Raw genomic sequence first — 22,242 nt, forward strand, 5'->3', positions numbered from 1 at the left:
CCTGCCCGGCCCCGCCCCGGTCCGCCCGGGCGGCGGCCCGCTCGCGGACCCGCGCCTCACCCGCCACGCGGTCAGGCCCCCGGCGTGAACCGCGGGAAGGCCAGCTCGCCGGCGTAGCGCGCGGCGTCGCCGAGGCTCTCCTCGATGCGGAGCAGCTGGTTGTACTTGGCGACCCGCTCGGAGCGCGCGGGCGCGCCCGTCTTGATCTGGCCGCAGCCGGTGGCGACGGCGAGATCGGCGATGGTCACGTCCTCGGTCTCGCCCGAGCGGTGGCTCATCATGCAGCGGTAGCCGTTGTTGTGGGCCAGCGTGACCGCGTCGAGGGTCTCGGACAGCGTGCCGATCTGGTTGACCTTGACCAGCAGCGCGTTGGCGGCGCCGCGGTCGATGCCGTCCTCGAGCCGCTCGGGGTTGGTGACGAACAGGTCGTCGCCCACGAGCTGGACCTTGTCGCCGAGGGACCCGGTCAGCGAGACCCAGCCGTCCCAGTCGTCCTCCGCCAGCGGGTCCTCGATCGAGACCAGCGGGAAGGCGTCGACGAGCTCGGCCCACACCTTGGCCAGGTCCGCCGAGGAGAGCTCCTTGCCCTCGTAGCGGTAGACGCCGTCGGAGAAGAACTCGGTGGCGGCGACGTCGAGCGCCAGCACGACGTCCGTGCCCAGGGTGAAGCCCGCCTTGCCGATTGCCGTGGAGATCAGCTCGAGCGCGCCCCGGGTGCCGCCCGCGACGTCCGGCGCGAAGCCGCCCTCGTCGCCGAGCCCGGTGGCCAGGCCCTTCTCCTTCAGCACCGACTTGAGCGCGTGGTAGATCTCCGCACCCCAGCGCAGCGACTCGCGGAAGGACTCCGCGCCGATCGGGGCGACCATGAACTCCTGGACGTCGACCGAGGTGTCCGCGTGCGCGCCGCCGTTGAGGATGTTCATCATCGGCACCGGGAGCACGTGCGCGTTCGGCCCGCCGACGTAGCGGTAGAGCTCCAGGCCCGACGACTCGGCCGCGGCCTTGGCCACCGCCAGCGACACGCCGAGCAGCGCGTTCGCGCCCAGCCGCGACTTGTCCGGGGTGCCGTCGAGGTCGACGAGGCGCTGGTCGACCAGGCGCTGGTCCACCGCGTCCATCCCGGTCAGCTCCGGGCCGATCTCGTCGAGCACGGCCGAGACGGCCTTCTCGACACCCTTGCCGCCGTACCGCTTCGGGTCCCCGTCGCGGAGCTCGACGGCCTCGTGCTCGCCCGTCGAGGCCCCGGAGGGGACCGCGGCGCGCTCCAGCGTCCCGTCGTCCAGCGCGACCTCGACCTCGACCGTGGGGTTCCCCCGCGAGTCGAGGATCTCGCGTGCGCCGACCTGCTCGATGACAGCCACCCAATAGCTCCTGTTCTCTCCGGCTCGCCGGAACTCGCGGGTCAGGGTAACCACCGGCCCCGTGATCAGGGCGGCGAACCGCCGCCGAGCCGTGCACGTCACGCCCCGGTGGGCGCCGGTGGCCGCGTGTCAAGACCTCGCGGATCGCCCGCCTGCGGCCTACCGTAGGAATGACCATGACGAGTCAGCCTGCACCGGGACCCGGTCCGCGCGCCCGCAACCGCGTCTTCGAGGGGTTCCGCCGGGCCGAGCTGCTGCTGGCCGACCGGCGCCCGCTCGACGCGTTGCAGGCCCTGCTCCCCGCCCTGGAGAGCCAGCCCAACGACGCGTCGGTGCACCTGCTCGCCGGCCGCGCCTACCTCGACTCGGCCCAGCTCGCCAAGGCCGAGGAGGCGTTCTGCCGGGTGCTCGAGCTCGACCCGGCGGACCACTACGCCCGCTTCGCGCTCGGTAAGGCACTGCAGCGGCAGGGGAGGCTGGGCGAGGCGAAGGGCCAGCTGCAGATGGCCACGGTCATGGACCCGCGCCCGGAGTACCAGGAGGCGCTGGGCGAGGTGCGCGCGCGGATCGCCCGCATCACCGAGTAGCCCGCCTCACGGGGCGGCGCCGGCCGATCACTCGGTACATCACGGTTGCGCCTCACGTCCGGACATCCACCGCAAATCGGACATAAGCCCAGGTCAGACCCCCGTCCCGGCCTACCGCGTCCCCCGTTCGGGAAGCTAGCCTCACCTCGGTCCGCTGAGCCTCACCTCAGCGGAGGTACGCCGACGCAGAGGGAGACCGGGACGGTGCTGGGCAACGCCCTGATCGGGTTGCGCGAAGGTCTCGAGGCCTCGCTGGTCGTCAGCATCCTCGTCGCCTTCCTCGTCCGCACCGACCGCCGGCACGAGCTGCCGAAGGTGTGGGCGGGCGTCGCGTTCGCGATCCTGGTCAGCGTCGGCGTCACGCTCGGGCTCACGCTGGCCGAGCAGGCCCTCACCTTCGAGGCCTCCGAGGCGCTCGGCGGGTCGCTCTCGATCGTCGCCGTCGCGTTCGTCACCTGGATGATCTTCTGGATGCGGTCGAACGCCCGCGCCCTCAAGGCCGACCTCGAGGGCAAGCTCGAGGCGGCGATCACGATGGGCCCCGTCGCCGTCGTCGTGATGGCCACGCTCGCCGTCGGACGCGAGGGCCTCGAGACGGCCGTGTTCTTCTTCGCCGCGGCGCAGGCCGCCGGCGAGACCGTGCAGCCGCTGATCGGCTTCCTGATCGGCATCGCGATCGCCGTGGTCATCGCCTACGCGATCTACCGCGGCGCCATGCGGATCAACCTGGCCAAGTTCTTCACGATCACCGGGTTCTTCCTGATCTTCGTCGCCGCCGGGATCCTGGCCTACGGCGTGCACGACCTGCAGGAGGCCGGGATCCTGCCCGGCCTCACCAGCCTCGCCTTCGACGTGAGCGCCGCGATCCCGCCGGACTCGTGGTACGGGACGCTCCTCAAGGGCGTCCTCAACTTCTCCCCGCAGACCACGGTGCTCGAGGCCGTCGTCTGGTGTCTCTACGTCGCCGTCGTCCTGACGCTGTTCCTGTTGCCCCAGCGCACGCGGTCCACCACCGCCGCCACCGCGTGACATCACCGAGGAGAACGCCCATGTCCCGCAGGACCCCGGATCACCGCAGAGCAGGCGCCGCCGTGCTCGCGGCCGGCACCGCCCTGCTGCTCGCCGGCTGCACCAGCACGGCCCAGCCCCCGGCCGCCCAGCAGGGCGGCGGCGGGCCGATCTCGGTGACCGCCAGCGACTCCGCCTGCCAGGTCTCGGCCACCGAGGCGCCCGCCGGCAACATCTCCTTCACCGTCAAGAACACGGGCACGAAGGTCACCGAGTTCTACCTCTACGGCACCGGCGACCGGATCATGGGCGAGGTCGAGAACATCGGCCCCGGCCTGTCCCGCGACCTCATCGTCGAGGTGCCCGACGGCGGCAGCTACACCACCGCCTGCAAGCCCGGCATGGTCGGCGACGGCATCCGCGCCCCCTTCACCGTGACCGGCACGGCCCAGCGCTCCACGGACACCAACGCGAAGCTCGCCGAGGCCACCGCCGGGTACAACCGGTACGTCACCTCCCAGATCGAGGCGCTCGTCGCCAAGAACAAGGAGTTCACCGACGCCGTCAAGGCCGGGAACGTAGACCAGGCCAAGGCCCTGTTCCCGGTCGCGCGCACCTATTGGGAGCGGATCGAGCCGGTCGCGGAGTCCTTCGGCGACCTCGACCCGAAGATGGACGGCCGCGAGGACGACGAGCGCGAGCCGGGCGTGGCGTTCACCGGCTACCACCGGCTCGAGAAGGACCTGTGGGTCGACGGCCTGCAGCCCGACTCCGGGCAGATCGCCGACCAGCTCGACGCGGACATCCTCGACCTGCAGAACCGCGTGAAGGCCGTCGAGTTCACCCCCGTCCAGCTGGCCAACGGCGCCAAGGAGCTGCTCGACGAAGTCGCCACCGGCAAGATCACCGGTGAGGAGGACCGCTACTCGCACACGGACCTCTGGGACTTCAAGGCCAACGTCGAGGGCAGCCAGGCCTCCGTCGCGGCGCTCCGCCCGGTGATCGACGAGAAGGACCCGAACCTGGGCCCGACGCTCGACCAGCGCTTCGCCGACGTGGAGAAGCTGCTCGAGGGCTACCGCACCCCGGACGGCGGTTTCGTGCTGTACACGCAGCTGACCCCGGAGGACACCAAGAAGATGGCCGACGCCGTCGACGCGCTCGGCGAGCCGGTCTCCCAGGTCGCAGGAGTCGTCACGTCGTGAGTGCGAGCCGGTCCCCGTCCTCGGCCCCGGAGAGCCCGCCCGTCGAGCCGCCGCCCACCGACCCGCCCAGCGGCGGGGACGGCGGGGGTGGGATGTCGCGGCGCAGGCTGTTCGGCTACGCGGGGGCCGGCGTCGCGCTCGCCGGTGCCGGCGCGGCAGTCGGCTACGCCGCCGGATCGTCCGGCGGCGGGCCGGACCGCCCGGGCGTCGTCCCGTTCCGGGACACGCACCAGGCCGGGATCGTCACGCCTGCGCAGGACCGGCTGCACTTCGTGGCGATGGACCTGACCACCACCGACCGCGCCGAGGTCCAGCGGCTGCTGCAGAAGTGGACCACCGCGGCCGAGCGGATGACGGCCGGGCAGGAGGTCACCGAGAACGGCGCGGTCGGGCTCAACAAGTACTCCCCGCCGACCGACACCGGTGAGGCCCTCGGGCTGCCGGCCGCGTCGCTCACCCTGACCGTCGGGTTCGGCGCGTCGTTCTTCGAGAAGCTGGGCCTGCAGGACCGGATGCCGGCCGCGCTGGCCCCGCTGCCCTCGTTCACCGGGGACAACCTCGACCCGGCGCGGTCGGGCGGCGACATCTGCCTGCAGGCCTGCGCCGACGACCCGCAGGTCGCGGTGCACGCGATCCGCAACCTGGTGCGGATGGGCTTCGGCACCACGTCGGTCAGGTGGTCGCAGCTCGGGTTCGGCCGCACGTCGTCGACCTCGACCGCGCAGGACACGCCGCGCAATCTCTTCGGCTTCAAGGACGGCACCAACAACCTCAAGGCCGAGGAACCCACCGAGCTCGACGCCAACGTCTGGGTGCAGCCGGGCGACGGGCCGGACTGGATGACGGGCGGGTCGTACCTGGTCGCGCGCCGGATCCGGATGCACATCGAGATCTGGGACCGCACGTCGCTCGACGAGCAGGAGCAGATCGTCGGGCGGTCGAAGGGCGAGGGCAACCCACTGAGCGGGCAGAAGGAGTTCGACGCGTCGAACTTCTCCGCGGTGGGCGCCGACGGGCAGCCCGCGATCGCGACCGACGCGCACATCCGGCTGGCGTCGGCGGAGACGCAGAACGGCGCGAAGATGCTTCGCCGCGGCTACAACTTCGTCGACGGCTCGGACGGCTCCGGGCACCTCGACGCCGGCCTGTTCTTCCTCGCCTTCGTCCGGAACCCGCAGACCCAGTTCGTGCCGATCCAGCGGGCGCTGGCGAACAAGGACAAGATGATGGAGTACCTGGAGCACAACGGCTCCGCGGTCTTCGCCGTCCCGCCCGGGCTGCGGGACGGGGAGTGGTGGGGCCAGGGCCTCTTCGCCTAGTCACCCCCCGCGAGTCGGCAGTTCTGGCACCGCGAGTCGGGAGTTCTGGCACCGCGAGTCGGGAGTTCTGGCACCGCGAGTCGGGAGTTCTGGCACCGCGAGTCGGGAGTTCTGGCACCGCGAGTCGGCAGCTCCGGGCGTCCGAGTCGCACATCCCGGGAGGTCGGGCTCAGACCGCTCTCAGTTCCCGTCCGTAGCGTCGGAGTCGTGCGACCGTTCGCGATCCTCCTCGGTGTGCTTGGTGTGGTGGGGCTGCTCGTGCTCGGCGTCGCGACACTCGGCGAGTCCGGCCGGGAGGACGACCGGCCCGGCGTCGTCGCGCGCGGGACTCCCGTGACACCCGCGCCGGCCGTGCCGTCGGACGCGGACCCCGCGGCGTGGGCGGGGGAGCGCGCGCGGGCCACGGGCATCCCGGCCCGGGCGCTGCAGGCGTACGCGGCGGCCGAGCAGACCCAGCGGGATCGGACGCCCGGCTGCGGGCTGACCTGGAACACCCTCGCCGGGATCGGGCGGGTGGAGTCGAACCACGGCCGGATCAACGGTTCGCGGCTCGTCGACGGAGTCGCCACGCCCTCGATCGTCGGGATCCGGCTGGACGGGTCGAACGGCACCCGCGCGACCCCGGACACGGACGGCGGGCGGCTCGACGGCGACCGGGAGCACGACCGGGCCGTCGGGCCGATGCAGTTCCTGCCGGGGACCTGGGCCCGCTTCGGCGAGGGTGACCCGCAGGACGTCGACGCCGCGGCCCGCGCCGCCGCCGCGTACCTGTGCTCCGCCGACCGGGACACCGCGGCCGGCGACGGCTGGTGGGAGGGCGTGCTCGCCTACAACCGGTCCGTCGACTACGCGCGGGACGTCTGGGCAGCCGCCGACCGGTACGCGTCGGCGAGCTGAGCGCGAGACCCGAGATGTGCGACTCGGGGCACCCAGAACTCCCGACTCGCGGTGCCGGAACTCCCGACTCGCGCTGCCAGAACTCCCGACTCGCGCTGCCGGAACTCCCGACTCGCGGAGGTTTTACGCGGGCCAGGCGCGGCGCCAGGTCTCGGGGTCGAGGGAGTGGGGGTCGACGCCCTGGGCGGCGGCGGAGCGCTCCGCGGCCCGGACCCGGTCGGCAAAGGCGCGGGCGGCGGTGCGCAGCTCGGCCTCGGGATCGGCACCCCCCAGCTTGGCCCGCGCGACCTGGCGGAACAGCTCCTCCCCCACCCCTCCGCCGGCAGGCAGCAGGTCCTCGGGCAGCCCGGCGCGGGCGGTGCGGGACACCAGCTTGGCCGCGAGCGCGACGGCCGGCTGCCCCAGCGGCACCCCGTCGACGGACGAGCTGCGCTGCTTCTCCGCGCGCTTGAGCTCCTCCCACCGCCCCTCCTGCGCGGTCGCCGTCTCGATCCGCTCGGACCCGGCGAAGACGTGCGGGTGCCGCCCGACGAGCTTGGCCACCAGCCCGTCGGCCACCGCGTCGATGTCGAAGGCTCCCTCGGCCGCCTCCTGCGCGACCCGGGCGTGGAACAGCACCTGGAGCAGGACGTCCCCCAGCTCCTCGCGCATGTCGGCGCGGTCGCCGTCCTCGATCGCCTGGTAGAGCTCGTAGCACTCCTCGACGAGGTACTGCAGCAGCGACTGGTGGGTCTGCTCGGCGTCCCACGGGCAGCCGCCCGGCGAGCGCAGCCGGTCCATGACGGCCACGGCGTCGAGCAGCGCGGCGCCCTCGGGCTCGGGCACGGCGACGGCGCCCGCGGTCGGTTCGCAGGTCAGGAGCACGGCGTCGTCGGGAAGCGCACCGGCCGCGGGTTCGGCCCCGGTCGCCGCCACGACGTCCCCGGGCACCGAGGGGTCCGCGTAGACGGCGGAGGCGGCGCGCAGGGCGGGCAGCGCGGCGGCCGGCAGGACGGCGCCGAGCCGCCGGGACAGGACGATCACCGTGGGAGCCACGCCCCCAGTCTCCCCCGGCACCGGGCGCCCGGGCTCAGCCCCCGGCCGGCCCGATGATGGTGCCGGACTGCTGGCCCTCGGCCACCACCTGCATGCGCACCGGGTCCCACACCCCGAACCGCGGGTTGACCTGGACGTTCCCGGCGTCGGGCTGGGTCAGCCGCTCCCCGATCGACGCGAGCGTGTCCTGGTCGATGGACGTCGCGGCGGACGGGCCCTCCGCCGGTGCGTTCGTCACGCGGTCCGTCACGTGCAGCACCAGCCAGATCCCCTGCCCCGGGGAGGGCTGGAACGCCACGGTCTGCCCGGCGGGCGTGCCGAACAGGACGGTCGTGGCGGTGTCGGGGTCGGTCGCGGCGCGGTAGGTCTGGCCGGTCTGCGCCGTGCGCGGGTCGGCGAGCACCTCCCGGGCCCGCTCCCCACCGGCGGCGACGGCGCGGGCCTTGTCCTCGGCGTCGGCCTGCGAGGTCGCGGCGACGAGGTCGGCGGTGACGGCCAGTCCGTCGACGTACTTCTCGGCCAGGGCGATCGCGAGCAGCCGGTCCCGGGCCCGCTCGCGCAGGGCGGCGCCCTCGAACAGGCTGCGGTCGAGCTGCAGGGCCGACGGGTCGGCGAGCGCGGCGTCGACCCGGTCCTCGCCGACCGTGATCCCCTCGCGCGCCGCGGCCGCGGTGACCAGCTCGTGGCTGACCTGCGTGCTCACGACGTAGCGCGCGACGTCCGCGTCGGCGATCTCGCCGGTGCTCTGCGCGGAGAGCTCGGCCTTGTGCGCCAGCGCCGTGTCGATCCGGCTCTGGACCTCGGCGAGGCCCACGGACCGGTCCGCCACGATCACCGCCGACCCGACCTGGCTGGGACCGCTGCCACAGCCCGCGGCCACCGCCCCCACCGCGCACGCGGCGACGATCACTCGGCCGATCCGGCCCGGACGTCCGATGCTCCGCACGGCCGTCACCTTCTCACGGCCGGACGTGCGGCAGGTCACCCCACCCGGATTCAGCCCACCCGGACGACGACGGTGTCGCACACCTTGTCGGAGAAGGTCTGGCGCCGCTCGTCCCACAGCGGCCAGAGGTAGCCGAGGTACAGCGGCGCCGCGTCGAGGACGTGCGCGAGCTGGCGGGCGAGCGTCGCCCAGAAGCCGAGCGTGCCGCCGTCCCGGGCCCGGACGAGCCGCGTGCCCATCAGCTGCTTGCCGAGGCTCTGCCCGGTGGTGCCCTGCCGGTAGCAGGTGTTCCACAGCGCGAAGGCGAAGGCGGCGAGGTAGAAGACGCCGGCGATCCCGAGGACGACCCCGAGATCGTTCGAGAGGGCGAGGCCGAGCAGCCCCAGCGAGGCGACGACGCCGGGGATCAGCCCGTCGACCAGCGCCGAGCCCACACGGGAGCCCCAGGAGGCGTAGTCCGGCCGCGGCGGGACCGGCTGCGGGTAGGCGCCGTACGGAGCCGGGTACTGCGGCGCGTACGGCCCGCCGTAGGGCGGTGGCACGTACTGCTGGGGCGCGTATTGCTGGGGCGCGTACTGCGGCGCGTACTGCGGCGGCTGCGGCTCCCACGGGGTGTGGGGCGGCTGCGGCGGGGTGACGGTCACGGGTCCTCCGGGGCGGCTGGGTCGTCGGCGTGGGTGATCGGCGTGGGTGATCGGCGTGGGTGATCGAAGCGGCAGCCGGCACTCGACCGGCGGGCCCCCGCCGTTAGCACCGGTGCGAGGACCACACGGGTGGGTGTCGGGCGATCGCCGGACCCCTACCCGCGCGAACCTGACATACCGTCGTCGGTGCCCGGTGCCTGCGGTCCACCGCCCCGCAGGTGCCGGGCCCCGCGTCGGTCCCTGCGCTCCGGCGATCCGGCCCGTACGCTGCGGCGATGACGAACCGGCTGGCCAACGTCGTGGTCGACGGCACGGACCCGCGGCGGCTGGCCCGGTTCTGGGCCGAGCTGCTCGGCTGGCCGGTCGCGCACGAGTCCGACGACGAGGTGGACGTCCGGTCCCCGCACGCGCCCTGGACGTTCGACCTGGTCTTCGGGCCGGCGCCCGAGCCGCGGAGCGGGAAGAACCGGATCCACCTCGACCTCGCGAGCAGCTCCCCCGGCCACCAGCTCGAGCTCGTCGAACGGGCCGTCCGGCTCGGCGCCCGGCCCGCCGACGTCGGCCAGCACGCCGTCCCGTGGGTGGTGCTCGCCGATCCCGAGGGCAACGAGTTCTGCGTGCTGGAGCCCCGCGAGGAGTACGCCGAGGCCGGTGCGCTGGCCGCGGTCGTCGTCGACGTCCCCGACCCCTCGGCGGCCGCGGCGTTCTGGTCCGGGGTCGCCGGCATGCCCGTGGGCCGGGACGACGGCACCGTGGCCGGCCTGCGCCCGCCGCCCGGCCTGCCGTGGCTGGAGTTCCTGCCCTCGGCCGCGCCGAAGACCGGGAAGGACCGGCTGCACCTCGACGTCGACCCGGTCGGCGACCAGGCCGCCGCGGTGGCCGAGCTGGAGCGGCGCGGCGCGACCCGGGTGAACGTCGGGCAGGGCCCGGAGGTGTCCTGGGTGGTCCTGGCCGACCCGTGGGTCGGGGAGTTCTGCGTGCTCCGGTCCGGGGTGACCGGGTCCTAGAGGCCGGCGAGGTCGATCAGGCCGTCCTGCAGGGCGCGGGCCACGAGCGCGGCCTTGGTGGTGGCCGGGCGGCCGGCGTCGGCGTACTTGATCCGCACCCGTCCGATGTAGGTGTCCACGGTCTTCACGGACAGGTGGAACCGCTGCGCCACCAGCTGCTTCGAGTCGCTCTCGAACCAGGCCAGCAGGACCTCGCGCTCGCGCTCCGACAGCGCCGGGCGGTCCGGCCGGGGGTCGGCGGCCATCGCCCCGCCGAGCACCGGCGGCGTGTAGGGGCGGTCCTGGACCACCGCGCGCAGCGCCGGGATCAGGTGCTCCGGCCCCTCCGCCTTGGTCAGGTAGGTCGCCGCGCCCAGCTCCAGGCAGCGCAGGGCGGTGTCGCTGTCGGCGTGCTGCGAGTAGACGACGACCCGGCGGCCGGCGTCGACGAGCCGGGTCAGGTCGCCGAAGGCCGGCGAGCCCGACCCCAGCTGCAGGTCGAACACCACGGCCTCGGCCGCCGGCTCGTCGAGCGCGACCTCCACCCGCGCGCCCGAGGCCAGCACCCGGATCTCCGGCTCGGCGCGGGCGCACCAGGCACGCACGCCGTCGACGATCGCCGGGTGATCGTCGACGATCACGATCGAGGGGCCCATCTCGCCTCCACCCATGTCGCACCGTCGGCCTCGACCGTGCTGGTACCCACATCCGCGACGTCCAGCACCGGTACCCGCGCGGAGCCGTCCGTCACCACCCCGACCACCACCGCCCCGGCGACGCCGGCGAGCGTGACGCGGGCCGCCGCCCGGGCCCCGTGCAGGGCGGCCTCCGCCGAGGCGAGCAGGGCCCCGGCCGCGTCGGGCGGAAGCACCGGCCGCCGGCCCCGCTCCGAGTAGCGCACCACCACGCCGCGCCGCTCCGCGATGTCGATCAGCACGGCGAGCTCGGCGGCCAGCGCGTCGGCGGCGTCGCCCTCCTCCGCGAACATCCGGCGCAGCCGCGCGGCCGCCCGGGCCGCCTCCTGCTGCACCTCGGGGTCGGAGGGGGCGAGGGTGCCGTCGCCGATCCCCTGCAGCAGCGGCAGCGCCACCGCGCGCAGCTCGGCGTACCGGGCCTCCCGGTCGGTGTGCACCGTCCGGGCGACCTCCTCGGCCGTGCGCGCCCGCGCCTCCGACTCGGCGGCCTCCGCGGCCTGCCGGGCCACCGTGCGCAGCGCCGACCCCGCGAGCCCGATCGCGAGCTGGAACGAGGTGATGCCCACGGCCGTCACCCCGAAGGTCACCAGCGTGAGCTGGTCCGTCCGGCCCGCGGCGACCAGCAGGCCGAGCAGGAAGAGCAGGTGCACCACGATCAGCACGACGAGCCCGCGCAGCCGGGCGCCGGCGAACAGCAGCACCCAGATCCAGCCGACGACGCCGTACCCGACGTGCGCCGGCCCGACGACCTGTGCGGGGTCGAGGGCCAGCGCGATCAGGACCGCGAGTGCGAGCGCGCCCAGCGCGACCGGGACCCGGGCGCGCCCCCAGAAGCGGTGCCGCGCCACCAGCACGGCGTCGACGGCCGCGACGGCCACGAGCAGCCCCCAGGCGACGGGCGCGACCCACGGCGGGTGGAAGTCCGCCGCGCCGGCGAGCAGGTTCGGCAGGCTGAGCCCGAAGAGGATCACCAGCGTGATCACGGTCTGGGCGATCCGCAGACCCCGCAGCAGGCGGACCTCGAGATCGCTCGGCGCCTCGCCGACGGTGGACCCGCTCACCGCGGCCACTCCAGCCGCACCTCGGTGCCCTCCCCCGGCGCCGACCGGACGGCGGCCCGGCCGCCGGCCCCCGCCATCCGCTCGGTCACGGACAGGGCCAGCCCGACCCGGCCGGCGGGCACCCGCGCGGGGTCGAAGCCCCGCCCGGCGTCGCGCACGGTCACCCGGACCCGGCCCGCGTCGACCACCGCGCTGACCTGCGCGTTCCCCGTCGCCGCGTGCCGGGCGACGTTCTCCAGCGCCTCGGCCACCGCACCGCCCACGGCACCGGCGGCCTCCTCGGGCAGCCAGAGATCGCCGTCGGCCCGGAGGTCGACCGCGATCCGGCCGCCCTCGACGGCCCGCCGGACCACGTCCTGCAGGCAGCCGGCGGGCGTGGGTGCGCCGTTCAGCGCGGCGACGTCCCGGGCCACCTGCTCGCGCAGCCACGGCTCCCGGCCGTCGACGCCGCCGAGCCCGACCATGAGCAGCGTGCTCGCCGCGGTGTCGTGCACCGTCGCCCAGTGCGCCCGCTGCTCGGCCCGCCGCGCCCGCGCCAGCTCGGCCTCCCGCTCGGCGGCGAACCGGCGTGCCATCCGCTCGTCGGCCACCTCGACACCGCGGTCCACCAGCCGTCGGACCAGCCGGGACAGCCCCGCCTCGACGGCCGTCCAGAGCCCGCCGACGGCCAGCGCCTGCCCGACCGTGACCTCCGGCGCGAGCGCGGCACCGACCACGAAGGCCAGACACACGGCGGCCGCGGCGAGCGCCCCGGGCAGCGGCCGCACATGCCACTGCAGCGCGACGACGGCGACCGACGCCACCGGCGACACCCACCCCAGCATCCGCAGCAGCAGCGCCGGGTCCACGAGCAGCGGCTGGGCCAGGCACAGCGCGCACATCACCGCGACGTCGGCGACCCAGACCCAGGTCCGCGGCCGGGTCCGCATCAGGTACAGGTAGGCGATGCTCCACCCGAACAACGCGGCCGCGACCGCGCCGCAGACCACCGGCCCGGCCGGCGGGTCGACGAACGGCGCGGCCAGCGCCATCAGCATCCCGACAAGCGCCCGGGCGCCCGCCGCGTAGCGCAGGGCGAACCGGTCGATGAGGGCCGCTGTCGACATGTCGGGAGGCTGGTCGCAGGGCGCGACCACGCCGTTACATCCCGCTGCTCGGGGGCTGGACGACTGTCAAGCGTTCCCTCAGGCGTTCACCGTGACCGGGGCCGCCAGCTCCTTCACCAGCGCCGTCAGCCAGTCGAGCAGCCCGGTGTCGCGCAGCGGGGCCCCGCCGATCCGGTTGCCCGCGGCCGGCTTCGGCACGGTGACGAGCCGCGCCGCCGCCTTGTACTGCCCCTTGGGGTGCAGCCGCTTGAACCGCATCTGCTTCGACTCCGGCAGCTCGACCGGGCCGATCCGGATCTGCGTGCCCGCGACGGCCACCTCGGCGATGCCCAGCTCGCGGCACAGCTGCCGGAACCGCGCGACCGCGAGCAGGTTGAGCACCGGCTGCGGTGGCTCGCCGTACCGGTCCTTCAGCTCGTCGACGATCGCCTCGAGGCCCGCCTCGTCCACCGCCTCGGCGATCTTGCGGTAGACCTCGAGACGCAGCCGCTCGCCGTCGACGTAGTCGTGCGGGACGTGCGCGTCGACCGGCAGGTCCACCCGCACCTCGGCCAGCGGCTCCGGCTCCTCCTCGCCCGGCCCGCCGCCCGCTTGCTTGCGGAAGGCCGCGACGGCCTCGCCGACCAGCCGGATGTACAGGTCGAACCCGACGCCCGCGATGTGGCCGGACTGCTCCGCGCCCAGGATGTTGCCCGCGCCGCGGATCTCGAGGTCCTTCATCGCGACGGCGGCGCCCGAGCCGAGCTCGGAGTGCTGCGCGATCGTGGCGAGCCGGTCGTGCGCGGTCTCGGTGAGCGGGTGCTCCGGCGGGAACAGGAAGTACGCGTACCCGCGCTCGCGGCCACGCCCGACCCGGCCCCGGAGCTGGTGCAGCTGGGAGAGGCCCAGCGTGTCCGACCGCTCCACGATCAGCGTGTTGGCGTTGGAGATGTCCAGGCCGTTCTCGACGATCGTCGTACAGACCAGGACGTCGAACTCGCGGTGCCAGAACGCGCTGACGGTCCGCTCCAGCACGTCCTCGTTCATCTGGCCGTGCGCGACGCCGATCCGCGCCTCCGGCACGAGCTCCTGGATCTTCCTGGCCGCCCGGTCGATCGAGGTGACCCGGTTGTGCACGTAGAACACCTGGCCGTCGCGCAGCAGCTCGCGCCGGATCGCCGCGGCGACCTGCTTGTCGTCGTATGCGCCCACGTAGGTCAGCGTGGGGTGCCGGTCCTCGGGCGGGGTGGTGATCGTCGACATCTCGCGGATGCCGGCCAGGCTCATCTCCAGCGTCCGCGGGATCGGCGTGGCGGAGAGGGTGAGGACGTCGACGTGGGCGCGCAGGGCGGTGATGTGCTCCTTATGCTCCACGCCGAACCGCTGCTCCTCGTCGACGATCACCAGGCCGAGGTCCTTCCACCGGACCCCGGTCTGCAGCAGCCGGTGCGTCCCCACGACCACGTCGACGGTCCCCGCGGCCAGCCCCTCGATCGTCTCCTTGGCCTCGCCCGCGTCGGTGAACCGGGACAGCCCCTTCACGGTGACCGGGAAGGCGCGCATCCGGTCGGCGAAGGTCTGCAGGTGCTGGGTGGCCAGCAGCGTGGTCGGCACCAGCACGGCGACCTGCTTGCCGTCCTGCACCGCCTTGAACGCCGCGCGGACGGCGATCTCGGTCTTGCCGAAGCCGACGTCCCCGGAGACCACCCGGTCCATCGGCACCGGGCGCTCCATGTCCCGCTTGACCTCGTCGATCGCGGCGAGCTGGTCCGGCGTCTCGGTGTACGGGAAGGCGTCCTCGAGCTCGCGCTGCCACGGCGTGTCCGCCCCGAAGGCGTGCCCGGGCGACGACTGCCGCGCCGCGTAGAGCTGCACCAGGCCGGCGGCGATGTCCCGGACGGCCTTGCGCGCGCGGCCCTTCGTCTTGGCCCAGTCCGCCCCGCCCAGCTTGTTGAGCGAGGGCTGCTCGCCGCCGACGTACCGGCTGATCTCGTCGAGCGCGTCCGTCGGCACGAAGAGCCGGTCCGCGGGCTGGCCGCGCTTGCTGGAGGCGTACTCCAGGACCAGGTACTCGCGGGTGGCGCCCTGCACGGTGCGCTCGCGCATCTCGACAAACTTGCCGATGCCGTGCTGGTTGTGCACCACGTGGTCGCCCGGCTGCAGCGCGGCGAGGTCCACGGCGTTGCGACGACGGGCGGGCATCTTGCGCGTGGTGGTGTCCAGGCCCGCGCGCGTGCCCGTCAGGTCCGCCTCGGACAGCAGCACGAGGCCGATCTCCGGCGCGACGAAGCCGTCGGCGATCCGCCCGCAGGTGACGGTGACCAGGCCCTTCTCCGGGGCGTCGGTCAGCTCCTCGAGCAGCGTCGCGGGCACCTCGGCCTCGCCCAGCTGCTCCAGGCTGCGCTGCGCCGTGCCCTGGCCCGCGACGACCAGGACCGCCGCCCCGCCCGCGGCCGTGTGCGCGCGGAGGTCGACGAGCGCGCGGTCGGTGTCGCCGCGGTAGGACTCGATCTCGTGCATGCCGGGGACCACGGCGTCGTCGGCCCCGGAGAGCAGCGGGGACAGGCTCACGACGGGCCGGCCGGTGGCGGTGGCGTGCTCGAGGACCCCCGTGAGGTCCCGGTAGGCCGAGGCGCCGACGTCGATCGGGGCCATGCCGCCGGTCCCCGCAGCGAGCCAGCTCGCCTCCAGGAACTCCTGCCCGGTCCGGACCAGGTCGTGGCTGCGCGTGCGGACGCGCTCGGGGTCGGCGACCAGCACGCGGGAGTGCGCGGGCAGCAGGTCGGTGAGCAGCTGCAGCTCCCCGCCGACCAGCGCCGGGATCAGCGACTCCATGCCCTCGGCCGGGATGCCCTCGGCGAGGTGCTCCAGCAGCTCGCGCAGCTGCGGGTTGTTCTCGTGCTCGCGGGCCAGCGCGGCGGCCCGCTCGCGGACCGGACCGGTGAGCAGCAGCTCGCGGCAGGCCGGCGCGACGACCTCGCTTACCTCCGGCTCCTCCATCGACCGCTGGTCGGCGACCGAGAAGGCGCGCAGCTCGGAGACCTCGTCGCCCCAGAACTCGATGCGGACGGGGTGGTCGGCGGTCGGCACGAACAGGTCGAGGATGCCGCCGCGGACGGCGAACTCGCCGCGCGCGGTGACCATCTCGACGCGGGTGTAGGCCAGCTCGACCAGCCGCTCCAGCAGCTGCTCGAACTCGTACTCGGTGCCGACCCGCAGCGTGATCGGGTCGAGCGTGCCCAGTCCGGGCGCGACCGGCTGGATCAGGCTGCGCGCGGCCGCCGCGACGAGCCGCGGCGGGTTCTCCGAGCCGAGCGCGCGGAACAGGGTGAGCCGGCGGCCGACGGTGTCGGGGCGCGGCGAGAGCCGCTCGTGCGGCAGGGTCTCCCAGCTCGGCAGCACGGCCACCGCGGCCGGGTCGATCAGCTCCGCCGCCGCCGTGGCCAGCTCCTCGGCCTCGCGGTCGGTGGCGGTGACGGCCAGGACCGTGCCGTCCCCGGCCAGCCCGGCGGCCAGGAAGGGGCGCAGCGCGGCGGGACCCTCGACCCGGACCGCGGGAGTGTCGGCCGTGCGGGTGTCGACGGCGCGCGCGGCGTCGAGCGCCGCGCCCAGGCCGGGGTCGGAGAGGGCGGCGGTGAGCAGACCGGACAGGCAGACGGCCACGGGACTCCTCGAGAGAGCATGCGGACAGACCCCTGCCCGGGTCGGGTGCCCGGGCGGGGGTTGTTGATGAGAGACGATACGCCCGCCCCTTTTCTTCCCTCCCGGTCAGGGGCGCGGCGGCAACGCGGGCTTGGCCCGGCTCGGCCGGGTGGCAGGGTCCGGCGGGCCCACGGGCGGCCTGGACTCCAGCGCCTCCAGGGCGATCCGGACCGCCGTCTCCAGCTGCGGGTCGCGGCCGGCCACCCAGTCCTGCGGCCGGACGACGACCTCGACGTCCGGGTCCACGCCGTGGTTCTCCACGGACCAGTGCAGGTCGTCGAACCAGAACGAGTACCGCGGCTGGGTCACGCGGGTGCCGTCGACCAGCGAGTACCGGCTGTCGATGCCGATCACGCCGCCCCAGGTCCGGACACCGACGACCGGGCCCAGGCCCATCCGCTTGAACGCGGCCGTCACGATGTCGCCGTCCGAGCCGGCGTGCTCGTCGACCACCGCCACGATCGGCCCGCGCGGCGCCCCCTCGGGGTAGGTGGCGGGCGCGCCGTGCCGCACGACGTCCCACCCGATCACCTTGCGCGCCAGCTTCTCGATCACCAGCTGGGACGTGTGCCCGCCGGAGTTGCCGCGGACGTCGAGCACCAGCCCGTCCCGCCGGGCCTCCCGGGCGAAGTCGCGGTGCAGCTGCGCCCAGCCCGACGCGACCATGTCCGGCACGTGCAGGTAGCCGAGCCGGCCGTCCGACCGGTCCGCCACGAACGCCCGCCGGCCCGCGACCCAGTCGTGGTAGCGCAGCGTGGCCTCGGTGCCGAGCGGCCGCACGACGACCCTCCGCACCTCGCCGGCCGCCGTGCGGATCGTCAGCTCGGTCAGCGTGCCCGCGGTCCCGACGAGCAGCGGGGCCGGGCCGAGCTCCGGGTCGACCGGCCGGCCGCCCACCTCGAGCAGAACGTCCCCGGCCTTGACGTCGACGCCCGGGTCGGACAGCGGGCTGCGCGCGCTCGGCGCCGAGGTCTCGGGCGGGAGCACGCGGGTGATCCGCCAGCCGCCGCCGCCGTCCGGCTCCAGGTCCGCGCCGAGCAGGCCGGGCCGGCCCGTCCAGTCCCCGCCCGGGCCGCGGCCCACGACGTAGGCGTGCGACGACCCCAGCTCGCCCTGGACCTCGTAGAGCAGGTCGACCAGGTCGTCCGCGCTGCCGACGGCGTCGACCAGCGGCCGGTACCGCTCCAGCTCGGCCGCCCAGTCGACGCCGGCCATGTCCTCGATCCAGAAGTGGTCCCGCATCAGCCGGCCCGCCTCGTCGAACATCTGGCGCCACTCGGCGGCCGGGTCGATCGTCACGCAGATGCGCCGGACGTCGATCTCGAACTCGTCCGCGTCCCCCTCCGACGGCGCCGAGGAGCCCGACCGGTCCGGGCGCAGCACCCGCAGCGTGCGGCCGTCGCGCACGACGAGCCGGTTGCCGTCCCCGCTGACCGCATAGCCGTCCGCGGGGTCGGCGATGGTGTCGACCTTGCGCTTCTTCAGGTCGTAGCGCTCCAGGACGGGGCGCGGGTCGTCGCCGCCGTGCCGGCCCTCGCCGAGGACGCCGGTGACCGGCACCCACAGCCAGAGCAGGCAGTCCTTGGCGGCGCCGAGCGCGCGGTACCGACCCTCGGGGACCGGGATCGGGACGACCCGAGCGGTCAGGCCCTCGACGTCGATCACCGTCTCCGGCGGTCCGTCCTTCTCCTCGTCCTTCGCCCCGTCCCCGGCCGCGCCGTCACCGGCCTTCTCCGCGGCCTTCTCTGCTGCCTTCTCGGCGGCCTCGGCCTCCTCGCTGCTCTCCGGGGCCGGGAGGTCCTCGGGCTCCTCGTCGGCGGCGGAGACGGGACGCCCGTCCGGCCCGGCGCCGAAGGGTGAGGGCGTGCGCGCGGCGAGCGGCACCAGGAACGGGCGCCACGAGGCCGGGAAGGTGAGGTCGAAGGAGTGCTCGTCGTAGATCGGGTCGAAGCTGCGGCGCGAGAGGAAGGCGAGACACTTGCCGTCGTCCGTGAAGACCGGATCGGTGTCCACGAACCGTGGCTCGGTGACCGCGACGAGCGTGTCCGGGTGGTCGTCGTGCGCGAGCTGCACCAGCATGATCCGGCTGAGCTCGGGCTCCACCGGGTCCTCGTAGGCCAGCCAGCGGCTGTCCGGGGAGAAGGCCAGCCCGGCGATCTCCCCCGCCGCGCCGCGGGCCGGCTCGCGCAGGGCACCGGTGGCGGTCTCCAGCAGGAGCAGCCGGCCGTCGTGCGTGGCCAGCGCGGCGAGCGACCCGTCCGGCGAGGGTTCCAGCTCCAGCACCCGGCCGAGCTCGCCGGAGCCGTACCGGACCAGGTCGGGCGCGCCGTCGGCGTGCGGGTCGAGCGGGGAGATCGCGACGGCGTCCTCGCCCGTGGCGTCGTCGACCCAGATCGCGCGGTCGTCGCCGAGGGGCTGGGCCATCCGCGCCCGGACCCCCTGCTCGGCGAGCAGCGTGCGCGCCGGGCCGTCGCGATGGGTGAGGCGGTGCACGGTGCCGCGCACCCCGACGATGCTGGCGCGCCCGGTCCGGTCCGGGTACGCGCCGTGGACCCAGCGGGCCGTGGTGATGCGGTGCGGCTCGCGGTCGGTCCGGGGCCCGCCGAGCCGGATGTCGAGGCGGTGCGGGTCCCCGTCGAGGGAGTCGAGCAGGTACAGCTCGCCCGCGGACTCGTAGACCACGCGGGCCCCGTCCGTGGCCGCGTGCCGGGCGTAGAAGGCGGGCGCGCCCTCGCCGCCGTGGTCGGTGTGCCGGCGCAGGTCGCCCAGCGTCGCGCGGTCGACGGAGTAGAGGTTGCCCCAGCCCTCGTGATCGGAGAGGAAGGCGATCCGGTCACCCACCAGCATCGGCGCGTCGAGCTGTCCCTCGAGCTCCGCGAGGATCCGCCGGAACTCGCCGCTGCCCTCGGGGTCCCACCACAGCGTGCCCGCGGTGCCGCCGCGGTACCGCTTCCACCAGGCCATGTCGCGGGCCATGGTGCGGCCGACGAGCACCCCGGGATCGCCCTGCGCGACCGCCGACACCGGCCCGTAGTCCAGCCGCCGCGGCCGCCCACCCTCCGCCGGGACGGCGTACGCCCAGGTGTTCGCCCCGGTGTGCTCCCCGATCGCGGAGACCGCCAGTACCTGCCCGTCGGCACTCCAGCCCGCCAGCCGGGTCCGCATGTCGCCCCAGAACGTGATCCGGCGGGCCGCGCCGCCCTCCGCGTCGGCGACCCGGACCTCCGGCGCCCCGTCCTTCCACGACGTCCAGGCGACCAGCGTGCCGTCCGGCGAGAACCGCGGCCGCGCGGCCGGGACGTCGTCGGCGGTCAGGCGGAGGGCACGGCCCCCGGCGAGCGGGGCGGTCCAGACGTCGTCCTCGGCGACGAACACGACCGTGTCGCCGGCGAGATGGGGGAAGCGGAGGTAACTGCGGGACACTGCGCCACCGTATCCGCCGGGTCCGACAGGACCGTGCGACGGCGGGAGGCCCTCCCGGACCGGTCCGCTCCGCCGGGCGCGACGACTCAGCGCGTGTAGCGCTCCTGCGCCCTCGCCCGGGCCTTGGCCGCTTCCACCTCACGGTCCTTGGGCGGGGCGGTGGTCACGAGGTCCTCGAGCAGGTGCTGGGTGACGTGCGCGATCTCCGCCACCGCCCGGTCGAACGCCTCCTGGTTCGCCTGCGACGGCTTCGCGGACCCGCTGATCTTGCGGACGTACTGCAACGCCGCCGCCTCCACCTCCGCACTGGTGGCGGGCGGTTCGAAGTTGTGCAGGGTGCGGATGTTGCGGCACATGCGCGCTCTCCCGGGCTCGACGTCGGCACCCGCCGTTGTAGCAGCTCAGGACGCGCGGATCACGCGCATACCCGCGTCGAGCGAACCCTCGGCCTGGCGCGCCTTCAGCACCGCGAGCCGGGTGAACCGGTTCTCGAAGGCCTCGCGGGTGAGGCCGCGGGCCCGGTACTCGGTGGCCAGCTGCTGCGCCCCGGCCGGGATCGTCCACGCCGCCTCGAAGCCCAGCTCCTTGCGGGCCCGCGAGAAGTCGACCCGGTACGAGCGCGGGTCGTTGCCCGCCTCGCCGGTGATGGCCAGCTCCGCGCCGGGCACCGCCTCGGCCACGGCCTGGGCGATCTCGGCGACCGTCCGGTTGTTCTGCTCGGTGCCCACGTTGTAGGCCCGCCCGCGGACGGCGTCGGCGGGTGCGGCCAGCGCCGCGACGACCGCGCCGGCGATGTCCTCGGCATGGGCGAGCGGACGCCACGGCGTGCCGTCGGAGAGCACCTTGACCACGCCCGAGAGGACGGCGTGCCCGGTGAGGTTGTTGAGCACGATGTCGGCCCGCAGCCGCGGCGAGAACCCGAAGGCGGTCGCGTTGCGCATCGACACGGGGACGAAGTCGGCGTCGGCCAGCTCGGCGAGGTCGTCCTCCACCCGCACCTTGGACTCGGCGTAGGGCGTGACGGGCTTGAGCGGCGCGTCCTCGTCGACCAGGTCGTCACCGGACTGGGCGCCGTAGACGGAGCAGGTCGACGCGTAGACGAACCGTCCGACCCCCGCCTCCTTCGCCAGCCGCGCCAGGCGCGTCGAGGCGTGGTGGTTGATGTCGTAGGTGATCTCCGGCGCGAGCGAGCCGAGCGGGTCGTTGGACAACGCCGCCAGGTGCACCACGGCGTCGAACCCGGCGAGCTGATCCGCGGTGACGTCGCGGAGGTCGACCGCCAGCCCGGGGACGTCCGGGGTGTCGAGCGCGCCGAGGACGCAGCCGGCGAACAGCCCGCTGTCCAGCCCCGTGACGTCGTGCCCGGCGCCGACCAGGATCGGGGCCATCACGGTGCCCAGGTAACCCTGGTGGCCGGTCAGCAGTACGCGCACTGGTGTCTCCTCGTCGCCGTTCCGCGGTGCACCGGATGACTCGTCCGCGGCGCGCGGAGCATTAGTCGACCGGGTCGATCCCCGTGAGCGGCGCGACCCCCAGGACCAGCTTCTGGGCGTGGAAGGCCTCCGCGTAGCGCGCGTGGCACTGCACCCCGCGCACCCGGGCGAGGCCGGCGAAGGTCTCGGCGTCGAACCAGGTCCGGTCCCGCTGGCTGCCGTAGTGCTCCAGGAGCTTGGTGATCTTCTCCCGCAGCACCGGCTCGGCGAGGGGCAGGTAGACCGACGGCTGCGCGAGGTCGCTCTCCCACTTGAGGATCTCGTAGCCGAGGGCGAGGTGGTCCCGGAAGACCGTCGGGATGATCTTCGACAGGGTCCGGTGGTCCTGGTGCGCGTCGTGGGCCGTCGGCCCGAGGATCAGGTCCGGCTCCCCCATCGCCCGGACCTCCTCGACCGCCTGCTTCGCGCGCTCCCACCGGACGGGGACCCGGCCGTCGGGCAGGTCGTGCACGATGACCTCGAGCTTCGCCCCGGGGCAGAACGCGGCGAGCGCCTCCCGTTCCTCCTCCTCGCGCAGGGAGGCACCGCCGGTCAGCACCATGGCGACGACGGAGACACCCGGATGGGCGCGGCAGAGCTCCAGCAGTGCTCCGCCCGCCCCGATCGCGATGTCGTCGCAGTGGGCTCCGAGCAGGACCAGCCGGTCCAGGCGCTCGGGCAACAGGCTCAGCATCGTCGGGTTCAGCGCTCCTCGCGGACGGGACGGCACCGGACGGGCGCCGCGGTGCGGTCGGTGACGCCCCTCAGCATCCCCCGCCGCACCCCGCGCCGACAGGGCCGAACGATCACTCTCGG

The 22,242-nt window shown here is 74.5% G+C and carries 18 protein-coding genes; 6 read left to right on the plus strand and 12 right to left on the minus strand.

What is annotated here, in order from left to right; translation table 11 throughout:
• Nucleotides 1-71 precede the first annotated feature (71 nt).
• Nucleotides 72-1,361 carry a phosphopyruvate hydratase gene (gene eno / locus AB0B41_RS32410; RefSeq protein WP_358210133.1) on the minus strand — a complete coding sequence of 430 codons (1,290 nt, stop codon included), beginning with the start codon at nucleotides 1,359-1,361 and terminating at the stop codon, nucleotides 72-74.
• 176 nt (nucleotides 1,362-1,537) lie between these two features.
• Here eno and AB0B41_RS32415 point away from each other — a divergent pair, with 176 nt between their 5' ends.
• From AB0B41_RS32415 to AB0B41_RS32435, 5 genes are all read left to right on the plus strand, one after another.
• Nucleotides 1,538-1,948: a tetratricopeptide repeat protein gene (locus tag AB0B41_RS32415; RefSeq protein WP_345383331.1), complete on the plus strand. Its 411-nt coding sequence runs from the start codon at nucleotides 1,538-1,540 to the stop codon at nucleotides 1,946-1,948.
• Nucleotides 1,949-2,152: 204 nt separating this feature from the next.
• Nucleotides 2,153-2,977 (plus strand): iron uptake transporter permease EfeU, encoded by an 825-nt coding sequence (gene efeU / locus AB0B41_RS32420; protein ID WP_358210135.1) that lies wholly within the window; start codon nucleotides 2,153-2,155, stop codon nucleotides 2,975-2,977.
• A gap of 20 nt (nucleotides 2,978-2,997) precedes the next feature.
• The gene (gene efeO, locus AB0B41_RS32425; protein WP_358210137.1) at nucleotides 2,998-4,161 is read left to right on the plus strand and encodes an iron uptake system protein EfeO; all 1,164 of its coding nucleotides are present in this window, start codon (nucleotides 2,998-3,000) and stop codon (nucleotides 4,159-4,161) included.
• Between the two features lie 92 nt (nucleotides 4,162-4,253).
• Nucleotides 4,254-5,480: an iron uptake transporter deferrochelatase/peroxidase subunit gene (efeB, locus tag AB0B41_RS32430; protein WP_358210178.1), complete on the plus strand. Its 1,227-nt coding sequence runs from the start codon at nucleotides 4,254-4,256 to the stop codon at nucleotides 5,478-5,480.
• Between the two features lie 207 nt (nucleotides 5,481-5,687).
• On the plus strand, nucleotides 5,688-6,377 hold the full coding sequence (locus tag AB0B41_RS32435; RefSeq protein WP_358210139.1) for a lytic murein transglycosylase: 690 nt from the start codon (nucleotides 5,688-5,690) through the stop codon (nucleotides 6,375-6,377).
• A gap of 123 nt (nucleotides 6,378-6,500) precedes the next feature.
• Here the strand turns inward: AB0B41_RS32435 and AB0B41_RS32440 are convergent, their stop codons facing one another.
• Genes AB0B41_RS32440 through AB0B41_RS32450 form a run of 3 tightly spaced genes read right to left on the minus strand, consistent with a single transcriptional unit; the run spans nucleotide 6,501 to nucleotide 9,002 of the window.
• Nucleotides 6,501-7,412, minus strand: a complete 912-nt coding sequence (locus tag AB0B41_RS32440) for a MazG family protein (protein ID WP_358210141.1) — start codon at nucleotides 7,410-7,412, stop codon at nucleotides 6,501-6,503.
• Between the two features lie 34 nt (nucleotides 7,413-7,446).
• Nucleotides 7,447-8,358, minus strand: a complete 912-nt coding sequence (locus tag AB0B41_RS32445; RefSeq protein ID WP_358210143.1) for a SurA N-terminal domain-containing protein — start codon at nucleotides 8,356-8,358, stop codon at nucleotides 7,447-7,449.
• A gap of 50 nt (nucleotides 8,359-8,408) precedes the next feature.
• A complete protein-coding gene (locus tag AB0B41_RS32450; RefSeq protein ID WP_358210145.1) occupies nucleotides 8,409-9,002 on the minus strand; it encodes an RDD family protein in 594 nt (197 codons plus the stop codon).
• A gap of 275 nt (nucleotides 9,003-9,277) precedes the next feature.
• On the opposite strand from AB0B41_RS32450, the gene AB0B41_RS32455 reads away from it, so the two are divergent.
• Entirely contained in the window at nucleotides 9,278-10,009 is a 732-nt protein-coding gene (locus tag AB0B41_RS32455) for a VOC family protein (RefSeq protein WP_358210147.1), read from the plus strand.
• Here the strand turns inward: AB0B41_RS32455 and AB0B41_RS32460 are convergent.
• The 8 genes from AB0B41_RS32460 to AB0B41_RS32495 all read right to left on the minus strand — a co-directional run bounded on the left by AB0B41_RS32460 (nucleotide 10,006) and on the right by AB0B41_RS32495 (nucleotide 22,120).
• Entirely contained in the window at nucleotides 10,006-10,644 is a 639-nt protein-coding gene (locus tag AB0B41_RS32460; RefSeq protein WP_358210149.1) for a response regulator transcription factor, read from the minus strand. The genes AB0B41_RS32455 and AB0B41_RS32460 overlap by 4 nt on opposite strands.
• Complete coding sequence (locus tag AB0B41_RS32465) at nucleotides 10,626-11,744, minus strand: hypothetical protein (RefSeq protein ID WP_358210151.1); 1,119 nt, start codon at nucleotides 11,742-11,744, stop codon at nucleotides 10,626-10,628. Before AB0B41_RS32465 ends, AB0B41_RS32460 begins: the two co-directional genes overlap by 19 nt.
• Nucleotides 11,741-12,850: an ATP-binding protein gene (locus AB0B41_RS32470; protein WP_358210153.1), complete on the minus strand. Its 1,110-nt coding sequence runs from the start codon at nucleotides 12,848-12,850 to the stop codon at nucleotides 11,741-11,743. The genes AB0B41_RS32465 and AB0B41_RS32470 overlap by 4 nt, the downstream gene beginning before the upstream one ends.
• 78 nt (nucleotides 12,851-12,928) lie before the next feature.
• Nucleotides 12,929-16,492: a transcription-repair coupling factor gene (mfd, locus tag AB0B41_RS32475; protein WP_358210155.1), complete on the minus strand. Its 3,564-nt coding sequence runs from the start codon at nucleotides 16,490-16,492 to the stop codon at nucleotides 12,929-12,931.
• A gap of 105 nt (nucleotides 16,493-16,597) precedes the next feature.
• The gene (locus AB0B41_RS32480) at nucleotides 16,598-19,954 is read right to left on the minus strand and encodes a S41 family peptidase (RefSeq protein ID WP_358210157.1); all 3,357 of its coding nucleotides are present in this window, start codon (nucleotides 19,952-19,954) and stop codon (nucleotides 16,598-16,600) included.
• Between the two features lie 86 nt (nucleotides 19,955-20,040).
• Nucleotides 20,041-20,310, minus strand: a complete 270-nt coding sequence (locus tag AB0B41_RS32485) for a DUF2277 domain-containing protein (protein ID WP_358210159.1) — start codon at nucleotides 20,308-20,310, stop codon at nucleotides 20,041-20,043.
• 45 nt (nucleotides 20,311-20,355) lie between these two features.
• Nucleotides 20,356-21,387 (minus strand): SDR family oxidoreductase, encoded by a 1,032-nt coding sequence (locus tag AB0B41_RS32490; protein WP_358210161.1) that lies wholly within the window; start codon nucleotides 21,385-21,387, stop codon nucleotides 20,356-20,358.
• 61 nt (nucleotides 21,388-21,448) lie between these two features.
• Nucleotides 21,449-22,120 carry a PIG-L family deacetylase gene (locus tag AB0B41_RS32495; protein ID WP_358210163.1) on the minus strand — a complete coding sequence of 224 codons (672 nt, stop codon included), beginning with the start codon at nucleotides 22,118-22,120 and terminating at the stop codon, nucleotides 21,449-21,451.
• Between the last annotated feature and the right edge of the window lie 122 nt (nucleotides 22,121-22,242).

The sequence above is a fragment of the Pseudonocardia sp. NPDC049154 genome, from assembly GCF_040648315.1.
In the GTDB taxonomy this organism is placed as follows: domain Bacteria; phylum Actinomycetota; class Actinomycetes; order Mycobacteriales; family Pseudonocardiaceae; genus Pseudonocardia.

Coding starts and splice junctions, on each gene's coding strand:
- AB0B41_RS32415 (WP_345383331.1), top strand. CDS start 1,538: ATGACGAGTCAGCCTGCACCGGGACCCGGTCCGCGCGCCCGCAACCGC.
- efeO (WP_358210137.1), top strand. CDS start 2,998: ATGTCCCGCAGGACCCCGGATCACCGCAGAGCAGGCGCCGCCGTGCTC.
- efeB (WP_358210178.1), top strand. CDS start 4,254: ATGTCGCGGCGCAGGCTGTTCGGCTACGCGGGGGCCGGCGTCGCGCTC.
- AB0B41_RS32455 (WP_358210147.1), top strand. CDS start 9,278: ATGACGAACCGGCTGGCCAACGTCGTGGTCGACGGCACGGACCCGCGG.
- AB0B41_RS32460 (WP_358210149.1), bottom strand. CDS start 10,644: ATGGGCCCCTCGATCGTGATCGTCGACGATCACCCGGCGATCGTCGAC.
- AB0B41_RS32470 (WP_358210153.1), bottom strand. CDS start 12,850: ATGTCGACAGCGGCCCTCATCGACCGGTTCGCCCTGCGCTACGCGGCG.
- AB0B41_RS32485 (WP_358210159.1), bottom strand. CDS start 20,310: ATGTGCCGCAACATCCGCACCCTGCACAACTTCGAACCGCCCGCCACC.
- AB0B41_RS32495 (WP_358210163.1), bottom strand. CDS start 22,120: ATGCTGAGCCTGTTGCCCGAGCGCCTGGACCGGCTGGTCCTGCTCGGA.